Below are 15652 nucleotides of genomic sequence, written 5' to 3'. Positions count from 1 at the left end.
TTTGTATTTTTTTTAGTTTTTTTATTCACTTTTTAACCTATCAGTTTTTTAATTATGAAACCAAAGTTTTATTCACTGCTAATGTGCGCAGTAGCTTGGACGTTTCTGTTACTCCTTGCTCCTGATCCTGCACACGCCCAAGACCGGAAAGTAACGGGAAAAGTTACCGACGGCGAAACGAGTTCGTCCATGCCTGGAGTGACGATACTCGTCAAAGGTAGCAACATCGGAGTTTCTACCGACAACAACGGTTCCTACTCCATTAATGTGCCTAATAACGGCACACTGGTATTTTCATTTGTAGGGTATGTGGCGCAAGAAATAGCTGTTGGAAGCCGGAGTACCATTGATGTGGTTATTATACCGGACTTAAACCTGCTAAACGAGGTAGTAGTTACGGGCTACACTTCTGAAAGGAAAAAGGACATTGTAGGTTCGGTGTCGGTGGTAAATACCAAAACCATGGTAGCCCAACCTTCAGCTAACTTGAGTTCCATGTTACAGGGACGGGCTGCTGGGGTGACCGTTAGTGGAACGGGTGCACCGGGCGCGGCTTCTAAAATTAGAATCAGAGGTTTTGTTTCTTTTGGAAATAATGACCCGCTCTATGTGATTGATGGTGTACCTACTGACAACGCCAATGCCCTCAACCCGCAGGATGTGGAATCGGTACAAGTATTGAAAGACCCCGTGTCTGCCTCTATCTACGGTTCACGCGCGGCCAACGGTGTAATCGTTGTTACGACTCGTCAGGGAGGAACCAAAGCGGAGATTTCCTATGACGGGTATTATGGAATTCAAAAAACCCCGGAGCGCAGTTACCCAAAAATGCTTAATACGGCCCAATACGCTGATTTTCTGTGGCGTTCATTTAGCGGAGCAGGCATTCCTAACCGAAGTGCTATTTTCGGTAGTGGCGCATCGCCCGTTATTCCGGCGCAATTATTTACGTCAATGAACGTAAACGCCCAAGGTTACAGAGGACCTGACATCAGCCAATACCGCGTATTCCCTGACCTCAACCCTGATTCGTATGATCCCTATCAGGTATATGATACCAGCCCGGGAACCGATTGGCACCGCGAAGTAACGCAGACGGCTCCCGTGCAAAGTCACCAAATTACTGCCACGGGCGGTAACGAAAAAGGAAGTTATGCCTTAGGACTTAACTATTTTGGTCAAAAAGGTATATTCCAATACACCGACTTAAACCGTTATACTTTCCGCGCCAATACCCGGTTTAATCCCGTAAAATGGTTGAGAATAGGTGAAAACTTCCAGCTTACATTCACTGACCAGAAAGGTTCAAACGGCAACCCGTTTGATTTAGGCGGAGGTTTGGATTTCTCAGGCGAAGGCTCACCCTGGGCGCAGGCTTATCGTATGATGCCTTATCAACCTGTTTATGACGTTCGCGGAAACTTCAGCGGCAGCGGGATTGGAGAATCAGGTAACGGAACCAATCCCATCGCGGGGATGGTCAGAGGTAAAGACAATGGATATAATGGCTTCAATCTTTTAGGGAATATTTATGCCCAAATTGATTTATATAAAGGACTTACTTTTTCCAGTTCTTTCGGGATTGACCAACGCATCGGCAACGGGTTCAACTTCACTTATATTACGTATGAACGGGCGGAGAAACAGAAAAACAATGCTTTTAGTGAATATTTCTTCCGCGGAGGTTCTTGGACTTGGACCAACAGTGTACAATACAATACAACTTTAGCCAATAAGCACAACATTAAGCTTTTTGCCGCCACAGAGTCTATTTTTGAACAATTCCGTAGTATCAGTGCTTCTCGTAATGACTACGACTTTAGCGATCCTGCTTTCCGTTCATTAAATACGGGTAAAAACCTACCCCAAAATAGCGGTGCTCCTTCTACTCCGCGTACGTTGTACTCCATTTTTGGAAAAGCGGAATATCAGTACAATGATAAATACATGTTGAGCTTTACGTTGCGTCAGGATGCGTCGTCGGTATTCGGCCCTGAAAACCGTAAAGCTATTTTCCCCGCAGTTGGTTTAGCTTGGCGTATGTCGGAAGAGCCTTTCATCAAAAACTTCTCGGCCATCAGTGATTTGAAACTTCGGGCTGGATGGGGGCAAATGGGTAGCCAACGCAACGTAGGTTCTACCAATGCTTACTCTTTCTTCGGAGCAAGCCTTACCGGTACTGCTTACGATATCAACGGAAGTAATACTGCACCCGTGATTGGCTATCGGCCTTCTGTGGTAGGAAACCCTGGCACGCGTTGGGAAACCGCCGAAATGATTAACGTAGGCTTGGACGGGAGTCTTTGGGGAGGGAAATTAAATTTTAACATTGAATACTTCAACAATACAACCAAAGACTTGCTGGTAGGTCGCCAGCGAAACGGTCTTGAAATGAACGTAGGCCAACCCCAAATCAACGTTGGAACAATGGTCAACAAAGGCATTGACGGATCTATCTCCACCCGTGGCCGCGTGAGTCGTGATTTAGAATATGATGTGGCACTCACCTTCACAAGTTTTAATAACGTTGCTAAAAAATTGGATGCCGAAGGAAGTGCCTTTTTTGAAGTAGGAGCAGGTCGTTTGGGAGGCGTACAACGCACCGAGGCAGGCCAGGCACTTTCTACTTTCTACGGATTTAAAATTGATGGTCTTTTCCAAACCCAATCAGAAGTGGACGGACATCCTAAGTTTGGTACTTACAACAAAGTGGGCGTGTGGAAATTGCGCGACGTAAACGGCGACGGTATCATCAACAACTCTGACCGTACCTACATCGGCAGTCCAATTCCTAAATTCCAAATGGGATCCGACATTGTGTTGAAATACAAAAATTTCGATTTCAATGCCTTCCTTTACTGGAACTACGGAAACAAAATTTACAACTATACTAAGTGGTTTACTGATTTGAGAGGATTTGTGGGCGGTGTAAGCAGCCGTGTATTAACTGATTCTTGGTCACCTCAAAATACAGGAGGTAAATTGCCGATTATCAACGCCAACGATGCGGTTTCAGGTCAACTTTCTACTGATTATTACGTAGAGCCCGGCTCCTATCTCCGCCTTCGTCAGTTGCAGTTGGGCTATAATATTCCAAGTGTTGCCACCAAAAAAATTGGAGTTCGCCGCGCTCGTGTCTATGTACAGGGCCAAAACCTGTTCACAATCACCAAATACAGTGGTCCTGACCCTGACATCAGTATTCTGGGCGGCGAGTTGTCAATGGGCGTAGATCAGTTCCGTACACCTGCGCCTTCAGTATTTATTTTCGGTTTTAATTTTGGTTTTTAATCACCAGTCAACTAAAAATTTCAAACAATGAAAAATACACTAAAAATTATATTCACTACTGCAAGTGTAGCCTCTTTGGTACTTTATTCTTGCAAAGAATCCTTTCTGGAAAGGCCGCCCCTTGGAGCCATTGCCGAAACTTCGCTTTCTAACTCAGCAGGCGTAAACGGGGCTTTAATTTCAACCTATCGAACCCTGACTGGCAGCAACGTAGCGGGTTGGTACACCAGCGCCATGAATTGGGTATGGGGCGGAGTTCGCTCCGACGATGCCTATAAAGGCACCGAAGCCTCTGACCAGGGACAACTTAACCCAATTGAACGTTTTGAGGTATTACCCAGCAATAGCTCCATCAATGATAAATGGCGTGCCTGCTACGATGGAATTGGCATGGCAAATAATACGCTGAATCTCTTGGCTCAGGCAAAGGACATTTCGGACACAGATAAAAAGCGCATTGAGGCCGAAACGAAGTTTATTCGCGCCTATCATCATTTTGAGGCAAAACGCAACTTCAACAACGTGCCTTGGGTAGATGAAAAAGCGATCACTACTGCTGATTTTAAAGCATTAACTAACGATAAAAATATTTATCCTCAGATTGAAGCCGAGTTTAAGTTTGCTTTTGATAACCTGCCTGAAACTCAAGCCCAAATCGGACGGGTAAACAAGTGGGCGGCGGGGGCTTTTCTGGCCAAAGCCTATTTGTATCAGGGAAAATATGCCGAAGCCAAAACCTTGTTTGACCAAATTATTGCCAACGGAAAAAACAGTAAAGGCCAAAAATACGGGTTGCTGAAAAATTTCAACCAAGTCTTCCAAGGTGACTTTGAAAACGAGCAGGAAGCAGTTTTCGGAATTCAATATACCACAGGTGACGGTACAGGCGGAGCCAACAGCAACAAAGATGCCGAACTTACCAATCCTCACAATGACGGCCCCACGGGATGCTGCGGATTTTACCAGCCGGCGCAGTCATTGGTGAATGCCTTTAAAACAGACGCTGCTGGATTGCCTTTAATTGCTACATACAACGACATCGACGTAAAAAACCACGAAAATTCCCCTACCGCTTTTCCAGATAAAGGACGTTTTGATCCGCGCTTGGACTGGACAGTGGGACGTGTGGGTATTCCTTTTCTGGATTGGGGCGTTGCTAAAGGTTCTTGGATTCGTAACTTAGCCAATGGAGGTCCGTATATGCCTATTAAAAACATTCAAACCAAAGGCGAATTAGATAAATACTTCGTATCAGGTGGCTGGGGACAAGGGCAGTTAGGTAAAAATCAGTTGATCATTCGCTTCGCGGATGTATTGCTTATGGCTGCCGAATGTGAGGTAGAAGTAGGAAGCTTAGATAAAGCGCAGGAATATGTCAACATGGTTCGCAATCGTGCCAAAGGCAGTGCGTATGTGATGGATGGCGGCAAACCCGCTGCCGACTACACCGTTAATCCCTACACTGCTAAGTGGACTGACAAGGCTGCAGCACGTACGGCTGTTCGCTTTGAACGTTATCTGGAGTTAGGTATGGAAGGACACCGTTTCTACGACTTGGTTCGTTGGGGTATTGCCGATCAGGTTAAAAATGCTTTTTTTGCCAAAGAAGGTAAAATTAGAACCCACTTGGCGGGGGCTCGTTTTACCAAAGGCAAAGATGAGTATCTTCCCATTCCGGAATATGTGATTAATCAAAGTAAAACTTCTGACGGTAATCAGGGAATTAAGCAGAATCCAGGCTATTAGTCACCTATCAATTCTTATTTATTTTAACAAAAGCGGCAAGTCGAAAGGCTTGCCGCTTTTGTTTGTCTTACTGAGGTATATTTCACTCAAAAATAGTTGCTGTCAGCAGTTCAAAACCCTCCATGACCGCCGAATGAAGCGTATCAGAAGAGGAAAGTTGGTGTTGCAGATGAAATTCTTCGTTTAACAGCAGATACTGCTTTACCGTTTTAGCCTCCACGTCCACCAACCAGTATTCCCTTACGCCGCCTGTTTCGTACAAAAATTTCTTATAGCCAAGTTCCTTTGGCGTATTGCTTTCCGATTTGATTTCTATGACCAAATCTGGCGCGCCTTCCACAATCTTTTGAATAATACCGAGGCGATCGTTGGCAATAAACATCAAATCAGGCTGTACAATGTCAGTTTCTGTAAAACGTACATCCATCGGGGCAGCCAATATTCTACCTAATTTGTCCTTTTTAGCAAAAGCACCTAATTCAATATGAAGATTGCTACTTGCTATTTGATGAGGTACAAGTGGTGAAGGCATAAAAATAATTTTTCCGTCGCGTAGTTCGTAGTTACCATTGTCGGGCGGAGTGAGGCGCACCAAGTCATCGTAGGTGTATTGCTTTCCCTGCTTGACAATTTTTATACGGGGTTTTAAAAGCGTAGCAGTCATTATTTGAGGGGAATATCATAAATTTGAAAGCTAAATTAGGCGTTTATTTCCAAAACCACAAAACTTACGAAAAGACTGTAATCTATCAATCAGGATGAAAAAAAACCTATTTATCATTTTCCATTTATCCTTTATCCTTTTCTTTTTTACTTCCTGCCAAGACAAACCTTTGTTTTCAAAACTTGAGGTGAGTGAAACAGGAATTGATTTCTCCAACCGAATCACAGAAAATGATACACTCAATATCCTTGATTTTGAATACGTCTATAATGGCGGCGGCGTAGGTATCGCAGATATGAACGGTGATAGTTTGCCCGATGTAGTGTTTTCGGGCAATCAGGCCGATAGCCGTCTTTATCTCAATCGCGGTGAGATGCACTTTGAGAATATCAGCACAAAAGCGGGTATCTCCAACTTAACCCGCTGGTGTTCGGGCGTTAGTTTAGTAGACATCAATGCCGATGGGCGCATGGATATTTATCTAACTGCCACCACCAAAGGCTCGGAAGCCCAGCGTGCTAATTTGCTGTATGTCAATCAGGGAAATGACAAAGACGGAATACCGGCCTTCAAAGAAATGGCCGAAGAGTACGGCATTGCCGACCGGGGACATTCGATGAACGCCGCTTTTTTTGATTATGACAACGACGGTGATTTAGATTTATACGTATTGACCAACACCATTGAGAATAATCCCAATCAATACCACGACAAACGCCGCGACGGCTCCTCTCCTACTACTGATCGCCTCTACCGCTGCGACTGGACCGACAGCCTCAGCCATCCCGTTTATACCAACGTGTCCAAACAAGCCGGCATCCAAATCGAAGGCTATGGCTTGGGGCTGAACATTTGTGATTTCAATCAGGACGGTTTTAAAGATATCTATGTGACCAACGATTATTTGTCGGACGACTTACTGTATATCAATAATCAGGACGGAACTTTTACGGACAAAGCCGCCGATTATTTCAAACATACGAGCAACTCGGCGATGGGCAACGACGTAGCCGACATCAACAACGACGGACTCATGGACATCGTAGCCGTGGATATGCTGCCCAAGGATAATATACGCAAAAAACGACTGATGGGTCCCAACAGCTACCAAACCTACCTCAACAACGACCTTTTTGGCTTTACGCACCAGTACGTCCGAAATACTTTACAACTTAATATGGGCAATAAGCCCAACTCTAATGACCCAGCCTTTGCAGAAATCAGTTTATTAGCCAACGTCGCACAAACCGACTGGAGTTGGACGCCTATGCTCGCTGACTTTGACCACGATGGTTACCGTGACCTCATCGTAACCAATGGTTTTCCCCGCGACGTCACCGATCGCGACTTTGCCCAATTCCGCGCCCAAAGCAGTTCCGTTGCCTCCAAAGATTTTTTAATCGGCGAAATTCCCGTGGTCAAAATTTCCAATTTTGCTTTTAAGAACAATGGAGATTTAACCTTTGGAGATGTTTCCGAAAAGTGGGGACTCAATGAACCTTCCTTCTCCAACGGTGCTGCGTATGCCGACCTCGACCGCGATGGGGATTTGGATATGATTACCAATAATATCAACGATTCGGCTTTTGTATATCGTAACAACCTAATAGAATCCAACTCCGAAAAAGCACACTATTTACGGGTTTCATTTAAAGGCGGCACTAAAAACCCGCAGGGATTTGGAGCAAGAATGGAGTTGTATTACGGCAAAGGGCTAACGCAGGTTTACGAACACTCACCTTATCGCGGCTATCTTTCTACGGTGGAACCCATCGCCCATTTTGGATTGGGAGAAACTACTCAGCTTGATTCAGCAGTAGTGGTATGGCCTAACGGCAAACAGCAAACGCTGAAAAACCTCAAAGCCGACCAAGTTATTCACGTAGCAGAGGCCAATGCCAACCAAGCTTTCATCCCTGTATTGCCCAAATCAGACTACTTTTTTAATGACTTAAACGACTCGCTCAACATCCATTGGACGCACGAAGAACCCGAATACATTGATTTTAACGTTCAAAAACTGCTTCCTCATAAGCTTTCGCAATACCCGCCATCTATTGCAGCCGGGGATATAAATGGCGACGGATTGGATGATTTTTTTGTGAGTGGCTCACGTCAACACAAAGGACGTTTCTTTTTGCAAAACCCTTCGGGAACATTTACTTTAAGTGACCTCTTGCCGGGCATCGAAGGACCAGAGAAGACGTCGGAAGACATGGGAACGCTCCTGTTTGACGCCGATGGCGACGGTGACAATGATCTGTACATTGCAAGCGGCGGCAATGAATTGCGGGCCAACGACCCGGGATTTCAAGACCGTTTGTATATCAACGACGGTAAAGGAAACTTTACGCTTAGTACTACTGCTTTGCCTCCCATTCTCACCAGCAAATCGTGCGTCCGCGCTGCCGATTATGACCGCGACGGCGATTTAGATTTGTTTATTGCAGGTCGTGTTGAACCCGACCAATACCCTAAAGCTGTGAGCAGTTTTATTTTGAGAAACGATTCATTCAGGAGTCAGGAGCCAGAAGTCAGAAGTCAGAAGTCAGAAGTCAGAAGTCATCACTCCTCACTCCTCACTCCTAAATTTACCGACGTTACAGCCCAAATTGCTCCCAGTCTTCAAAATTTAGGACTTGCCTGCGACGCCCTGTGGACTGATTATGACAACGACGGTTGGATGGATTTGCTCATTGCAGGCGAATGGATGCCTCTGACATTACTGAAAAATCAAAAGGGCAAATTCGACATTCAGCACTCCGAACTTGACAGTAAAAAAGGATTTTGGAACAGTTTAGTGGGAGCCGATTTTGACCACGACGGGGATATTGATTACATCGCGGGCAACTTGGGATTAAATGCCCTCACCAAAGCGTCTGATACTCATCCCATCAGTATGGTGGCGGGAGATTTTAACCAAGATGGTATGTATGACGCCATTCCGTTCATTTATTTTACAAACACCGAAAACAAGCCCATTTGCGTGCCTTTTCACGGGCGTGAAGATTTAATAAAACAGTTCATTCAAATGCGGGCACGTTTTCAAACCTACGGAGATTTTGCCAATGCTACATACGATAATCTATTGACGGAAGCGGAACGCAAGAAAGCCATTCAGGTAGATATTAACTATTGCACCTCGGTCTACATTGAAAACACAGGAAACGGCACTTTCAAAACCAAACCGCTACCTACCCTCGCTCAGTTCTCCCCTATCAACGGGATGGTCGTAGAGGATTTTGACAAAGACGGCAATCTGGATGTGATTCTGGTAGCCAATGATTTTGGAAATGAAACCAGTTCAGGACGTTACGATGCTTCCAATGGTCTGCTTTTGAAGGGAGACGGAAAAGGGAACTTTGCTCCCCTCACTCAAGCAGTAACGGGTTTTTATGTACCCGCCAATGCCAAAGGGTTAGCTCAACTCACCAATACTGCCGGCCGCCGAATCTTGATAGCTACCCAAAACCGAGGACCGCTGAAAGTATTCGGCCAAGCCTCCGCCCCTTTAAAATGGATTTTATTGCAGCCCAATGACGCCTACGCCCTCGTTCAAACCAAAGACGGTAAAACGTATCGAAAAGAACTCTACTACGGAGCGTCATTTTTTTCTCAGTCGTCTCGTAAAATGGCTTTAACAGGGTCAGAAAAGACCATAGAAATCATAGATTTTCAAGGAAAGAAGCGGCAAATAAATTAATCTGACAATTTACATAAAAAGCCGCAGCAATATTGTTGCGGCTTTTTATGTAAAGATGAGTCCGAAAACAGTATGCAAAGGTTTGAAATGCATTCAAAACCTTCTTTTAGGTTGAATGAGGAAATTTTAGCGATGTATGCCGAAAACTTTAAGATGAACAGGCTTTTCTCATTTCTTAACTTTTTTATAATATACTAAGTAAAAATATTGTCGTTCCTTGTTTTACCTTTACCTTTGCAAATTACCTTTCTATTCCTTTCATTCACTTATTTATCTAACACTCAATGAAAAAACACCTTTACTTAGCTGCGCTATTGTGGCTTGCAGTACTGACAACATGGGCGCAGGGACGCCTGACAGGTCGCGTGACGGACGCCACCGAAAATACCCCACTTCCCGGGGTAAGTGTATTATTAAAAGGGACCAATATTGGGGTTACTACCGACGGTGATGGTAAGTTCAGCCTCAATGCCCCTTCATCGGGCAGTACATTGGTCGTGTCTTACATTGGTTACACTACTCAGGAAATTGAAGTAGGAAACCGCACCACTATTAATGTTGCCCTGAGCGTTGATGTTAAATCGCTCTCGGAAGTAGTTGTAACGGGTTATGCGTCACAACGTAAAAAAGACATTACCGGCGCGGTGACGGTCGTAAATGCCAAAGATTTGACGGCATTGCCTGCGGCCAGTGTAACTCAGATGTTACAAGGTCGTGCCTCCGGGGTAGTAGTAGGAAACGACAACTCGCCGGGTGGTGGTACGATGGTTCGTATTCGTGGATTTGGTTCAATCAACAATAACAGCCCGCTGTATGTCATTGACGGTGTTCCTACACAGGGCACTTTGAACCAGATCAACCCCAATGATATTGAATCCATGCAGGTATTGAAAGATGCTTCTGCGGCTTCTATCTACGGTGCACGTGCTGCCAATGGGGTAGTAATCATCACTACTAAAAAAGGCAAAACGGGCGAACCAAGCATTACTTTTGATTTTTACAGCGGCACTCAAAGACCCGGCAAAATGCTAAGTTTGCTTAACACCAAAGAACTTGGCCAGTATCTTTATGAAGCTGATTTAGGTGCGGGTAAAAACCCTTCGGCAGCCTCTCCCTCCGCTCAATATAAATTTGGGCCTAACGGTGAGCAAACTGTTGCAGACTACATCTATCCCAATGTCTTTGGAGCTTTACCTTCCAACTACACTTATACCAACGATATTGCCGACCCCAATCTCGGTAGAACTGCTTTTAACATTACTAAGGCTAACAAAGAAGGAACTGATTGGCAAGATGCTATTTTTGACCCAGCCCCTATCGCTAACTTCCAAATTGGTGCTACAGGTGGTACGAAATCTGGCAAATATGCTATCTCAGCCAATTACTTTAAGCAAGATGGTATCTTGAGATATACACAATACGACCGGTACTCGCTCCGTGCCAACACCGAGTTTACCAAAGGCAAATTAACCATTGGAGAAAACTTTACTTTCTCTTACGATGAAAGACAAGGTATCACAAACAACGACGAATCTAACCCTATCATGTTTGCGATTCGCGTACACCCTATCATCCCAGTTTTTGACATTACAGGAGGACCAGAAGCTTTAGGAGGTACCAATACTTCTCCCTTCAATGGTTTTGCGGGTAGTAGAGGTAGTAATCTTGGGAATGCACCAAACCCATTGGCTCGTTTGTATCGTGAAAAAGACAATATCACCAAAGGTTCTCACGTATTTGGTAACGTCTTTGCCGAAGTAAACATTTTGCCAGGTTTGAAAGCAAGAACTAGCTTAGGTCTTGAATATAATCAGTTTAACCGCTCAGAGTACTTTCACCGCGATATTGAAGCCGCAGAGGCGCGAAATGCCAATAGTTTGAACGTAATCAATCAGTTTGACCGCTCATTGACGTGGTTTAACACCTTGAATTATAGCAAAACCATTGGGGTTCATAATTTGAATGTATTGGTCGGAACAGAAGCCGTAAAAACATACGCTGTTGGTTTTCAAGCAAGTCGTAGTAGCTTTGCATTCGACGACTTAGATTATCGTTATTTGGATGCTGGTTCGGCAGCAGGTTTGAGCAATGCAGGTGGCGGTGCCACTTTAAGTTCACTTTTCTCGCAATTTGGTAAAGTAAACTACTCTTACAAAGAATTCATACTTGCTGACTTCACTCTCCGCCGCGACGGTTCGTCTCGTTTCTCAGCAGCCAATCGCTACGGTGTATTCCCTGCGTTCTCGGTGGGTATGCGTATGACAGAGCTTTCGTTTATGAAAGACCTTAAATTTATTGATGATTTAAAAGTACGTGTAGGCTGGGGCAAAACAGGAAATCAGTTGATTCCTAACGTTTACAATGCTTACACACTCTACGCACCTGACCCTTCCAACAATGCTTATGACATCAACGGTACAGGTTCATCTATCGCAGGTGGTTTTGACCTAGTTCAGTTTGGTAATGCCAATGGTAAATGGGAAACCAATACCTCTACCAACATTGGTTTTGATGCTTCGTTATTCAATAGCAAAGTTGAATTGGTTGTTGACTGGTACAACCGCCTTACTTCTGATATGCTTACCCAAATCGCAATTCCAAGAACGGCAGGTTCTGGTAGTATCCCTTTTACTAACATTGGAGAAGTACAAAACCGAGGTTTTGACATTGGCTTAAATTTCAGAGATAAAAAAGGAGATTTTCGTTATCAGGCAGGCATCAATTTTGGTCACTATAAAAACGAAGTGAAAAAATTAAATGATGACCCCAACGCTACCGTATTTGGCTTTACGACTCGTATTCCTGCTATGTCTGCCACCAAAGCAGGCTTACCAATTGCCAGCTACTACGGCTACTTTGTAGATGGTATTATCAAAGACGACGCAGAAGCTGCCGCCGCACCCAAATTCGGAAGCTATACCAGAGCAGGTACATTCAAGTTTAGAGACGTAAACGGCGATGGCGTAATTACGGCTGCTGACCGAACCATTATCGGCAATCCACACCCTGATTTTACCTACGGTATCAACGTCAATCTTGGCTATAAAAACTGGGATTTGACGCTATTTGGGCAAGGTGTACAAGGAAACCAAATCTTCAATTACGTGAGATATTGGACCGATTTTAACGTATTCCAAGGCAATAGATCAAAAGATATGCTATATAATTCTTGGAAAAAATCGGGAGACGATGCCAAATTGCCTCGTCTGAATTCAGGAGATGCAACCAGCCAGCAGGTTTCTTCTTACTTTCTGGAAGATGGATCTTATTTACGCCTAAAAAATATCCAGTTGACTTATACTTTACCAAGCTCACTTTTGAAAAAAGTAGGAATGAGCTCTGCTCAAGTATATGTACAAGGGCAAAATCTCCTCACACTCACCAAATATACAGGACTTGACCCAGACATCAACTTGAGAAGATCTGGTAATGACAACCAAGACATTCACATGGGTGTTGACGAAGGCGCTTATCCAGTGGCTAAGTCTTACATCTTCGGTTTACGTTTCGGTTTCTAAAAATCTTAGTTGACAATCACATTAATCTTGAATTAACAATGAAAAAAATAATCTCATTAATGGTTCTGGTCGGCTTGAGTTTCTCTTGTTCAGAAAGCTTCTTTGACCTCAAACCACAAGGCCGTGCTTCATTGGCACAATTAAGCAACAAAAATGGTGTAAATGCACTTTTGATTGGTGCGTACTCACTTTTAGACGGTGTAGGCGCGGGTAATACAGGCCGCCAGTCAACTATTTCAAACTACGTATTTGGTGGAATCAGCAGCGACGATGCCGTAAAAGGAACTGACGCGGGTGACCAGCCCGAGCAGTCTTTTATTGAGCAATACAACTGGCTTTCAGATAATACTTACTTCTTAGGAAAATGGTGGCATTCATACGACGGCGTAGCACGTTGTAATGAAGTAATTCAGATTGTGAGTAGTGCTGATGTAAAAGACATGACCGATGCAGAAAAAACACAGGTGATTGCAGAGGCACGTTTTTTGAGAGCTCACTACCACTTTGAGGCCAAGAAAATGTGGAACAAAGTACCGTTTATTGACGAAAAAATTTACGTTGCTTCTGACCCTAACTCTACCAAAATCCCTAATACAGAGGATATTTGGCCTAAAATCGAAGCTGATTTTGATTTTGCTGCTAAAAATCTCCCCACTACCCAAGCTCAAAAAGGTCGTGCTACCCAATGGGCTGCTAAAACCTACTTGGCCAAAGCTTACGTTTTCCAAAAGAAATGGGCTGCTGCCAAAACCTTATTAGAAGATGTTTTGAAAAACTCAGGCAAGAAATTAACTGCTAATTACCACGACAACTACAGAACTACTGGAAACAATAACAGTGAGTCTATTTTTGAAGTGCAGTTTTCTGTGAATGACGGAACTACTGGGAACAACGGAAACGCGGGCGATAACTTGAACTGGCCTTATTCGGCTACTGCGCCAGGAAGAGGTTGCTGCGGATTTTATCAACCTTCGCACAACTTGGTGAATGCCTTCAAAACTGATGACAAAGGATTACCATTGATTGGATCAGCTGCTGATGGCACTGCTGATACCTATAATCAGGTAGATTTGCCCAATGACCAAGGTATTGTAGCTTCTACTGCTTTCACTCTTGACAAATCTATTCCTGTTGACCCTCGCTTAGACTGGACAGTAGGCCGCCGTGGTGTAAATTTCTTGGATTGGGGGCCAATGCCTGGCTCTACTTGGATTCGTGACCAAGCGTACGCTGGTCCTTTCACTGGCAAAAAATGGATGTACTATCTTTCGGAGGAAAGCAGCACTACTCACTCTACCAGCAAGCGTAACGTAAACAATAACTATCGCTTATTGAAGTTATCTTCTGTGATTTTATGGTTGGCCGAATGTGAGGTAGAGTTAGGTAACTTAGGAGCGGCAGAGACACTGGTAAACCAAATTCGGACACGTGCCAAAACAGGTTCGGTACAAGATGCTACTGTCAACAACAAAGTAGAGCCTTATCCTACTGGTACGTTTGCAAGCAAAGGTGCTGACTATGCCCGCAACGCCGTCCGGATGGAAAGCCGTTTAGAATTTGCCATGGAAGGACATCGTTTTTTTGACTTAGTTCGTTGGGGAATTGCTGAAAAATTGCTTAACAAATACGCAGCCGAAGAAGCCGCACAAGGCACAGAGCCTTCAGGACGTAAATTCAATAAGCGTGGCTATATGGCAGGAAAAGTATTTGCTTCTAAAAACTTATACTTCCCGCTACCACAAGATGAGATTTTGAACAGTCAAAAAGATGGTAAGCCTACTCTAACTCAAAATCCTGGGTATTAATTTTTCTTTAAAATACCTCATTACAAATAAAGCCCCGCAACTTGCGGGGCTTTATTTGTAATGAGGCTTCAAAAAAACGATTAAACACTCGACCATTTAAACTGTAAATATGTTTTTGCCAACAAAGTCATTTTTTGAAAATCCGGGACTCTGATGCGTTCTTCTTGGATACGAGCCGCAGGCGTATCTTTGATTTTATTGAACAACGTCAGATAATAGACATACGCCAAGTGAACGCCCATGCGAGCAGTGCGGGGAAGTTGTTGGATGGCGGTATTGGCGGCGTCAAAATCAGCCTGAATATCGGCCTCAATATGGCATTTGGCTTCTTTGGAAAAGAGCTTAAAATCTACTTCGGGAAAATAAACCCGGCCCCGTTCCATAAAATCACTCTTTAAATCGCGCAGGAAATTAACCTTCTGAAAAGCAGAACCCAATCGTCGGGCTCCTTCTTTCAAATGGTCAAACATAGCCGAATCGCCTTCGCAAAACACCCGCAAACACATCAGCCCTACTACTTCTGCCGAGCCGTAGATGTATTCCTCGTACAGATTTTCAGTATAGTCCTGCGGAGTCAAATCCATTTCCATACTGTGCAAAAAAGCGTCAATCAGTTCTCGCTCAATTTGGTATTGATTCACTACCAACTGAAACGCGTGCAGCACCGGGTTAAGGCTGATTTTTTGGGAAATAGCTTCATACGTATCATGACGAAATTTATCCAACAAAAACTTTTTGTCAAAATCGTGGAAAGTATCTACGATTTCGTCGGCATAGCGTACAAAGCCATAGATACCATAAATCGGAAAATGAAATTTAGCATCTAAAGTTCTGATACCGAGCGTAAACGACGTACTGTACCGCTCTGTAATGAGCTTGCTGCATTCTAACGCCGTTTGGTTGAATAATTGCATCATATAGTATA

General features: G+C 44.0%; 7 protein-coding genes. 5 read left to right on the top strand and 2 right to left on the bottom strand.

The genetic code is table 11. The annotated features are described in order from the left end of the window. Positions 1-54: 54 nt before the first annotated feature. On the top strand, positions 55-3291 hold the full coding sequence (locus Q0081_RS08305; protein ID WP_298351342.1) for a TonB-dependent receptor: 3237 nt from the start codon (positions 55-57) through the stop codon (positions 3289-3291). Positions 3292-3318: 27 nt separating this feature from the next. Continuing rightward, a complete protein-coding gene (locus Q0081_RS08300; protein ID WP_298351338.1) occupies positions 3319-5037 on the top strand; it encodes a RagB/SusD family nutrient uptake outer membrane protein in 1719 nt (572 codons plus the stop codon). An 82-nt stretch (positions 5038-5119) separates the two neighbouring features. Here the strand turns inward: Q0081_RS08300 and Q0081_RS08295 are convergent, their stop codons facing one another. Further along, positions 5120-5701 (bottom strand): Uma2 family endonuclease, encoded by a 582-nt coding sequence (locus Q0081_RS08295; RefSeq protein WP_298351336.1) that lies wholly within the window; start codon positions 5699-5701, stop codon positions 5120-5122. Positions 5702-5795: 94 nt separating this feature from the next. Between Q0081_RS08295 and Q0081_RS08290 the strand changes: the two genes are divergently transcribed. The 3 genes from Q0081_RS08290 (at position 5796) to Q0081_RS08280 (ending at position 14727) form a co-directional block, all read left to right on the top strand. After that, positions 5796-9404: a VCBS repeat-containing protein gene (locus tag Q0081_RS08290; RefSeq protein WP_298351332.1), complete on the top strand. Its 3609-nt coding sequence runs from the start codon at positions 5796-5798 to the stop codon at positions 9402-9404. 284 nt (positions 9405-9688) lie between these two features. After that, positions 9689-12922, top strand: coding sequence for a TonB-dependent receptor (locus Q0081_RS08285; protein WP_298351330.1), 3234 nt, complete (start codon positions 9689-9691; stop codon positions 12920-12922). 38 nt (positions 12923-12960) lie between these two features. Then, the gene (locus tag Q0081_RS08280) at positions 12961-14727 is read left to right on the top strand and encodes a RagB/SusD family nutrient uptake outer membrane protein (protein WP_298351327.1); all 1767 of its coding nucleotides are present in this window, start codon (positions 12961-12963) and stop codon (positions 14725-14727) included. Positions 14728-14807: 80 nt separating this feature from the next. Here Q0081_RS08280 and Q0081_RS08275 read toward each other — a convergent pair whose 3' ends face one another. Continuing rightward, on the bottom strand, positions 14808-15644 hold the full coding sequence (locus tag Q0081_RS08275) for a phytoene/squalene synthase family protein (protein ID WP_298351324.1): 837 nt from the start codon (positions 15642-15644) through the stop codon (positions 14808-14810). Positions 15645-15652 lie beyond the last annotated feature (8 nt).

The organism is Runella sp., from assembly GCF_027484545.1.
GTDB lineage: Bacteria > Bacteroidota > Bacteroidia > Cytophagales > Spirosomataceae > Runella.
This window is presented reverse-complemented; position numbering and strand designations above follow the sequence as displayed.

What these genes read in the sequence shown, in the direction of transcription:
- Q0081_RS08300 (WP_298351338.1), top strand. Translation starts at nt 3,319, where the DNA reads ATGAAAAATACACTAAAAATTATATTCACTACTGCAAGTGTAGCCTCT.
- Q0081_RS08280 (WP_298351327.1), top strand. Translation starts at nt 12,961, where the DNA reads ATGAAAAAAATAATCTCATTAATGGTTCTGGTCGGCTTGAGTTTCTCT.
- Q0081_RS08275 (WP_298351324.1), bottom strand. Translation starts at nt 15,644, where the DNA reads ATGATGCAATTATTCAACCAAACGGCGTTAGAATGCAGCAAGCTCATT.
- Q0081_RS08290 (WP_298351332.1), top strand. Translation starts at nt 5,796, where the DNA reads ATGAAAAAAAACCTATTTATCATTTTCCATTTATCCTTTATCCTTTTC.
- Q0081_RS08295 (WP_298351336.1), bottom strand. Translation starts at nt 5,701, where the DNA reads ATGACTGCTACGCTTTTAAAACCCCGTATAAAAATTGTCAAGCAGGGA.
- Q0081_RS08305 (WP_298351342.1), top strand. Translation starts at nt 55, where the DNA reads ATGAAACCAAAGTTTTATTCACTGCTAATGTGCGCAGTAGCTTGGACG.
- Q0081_RS08285 (WP_298351330.1), top strand. Translation starts at nt 9,689, where the DNA reads ATGAAAAAACACCTTTACTTAGCTGCGCTATTGTGGCTTGCAGTACTG.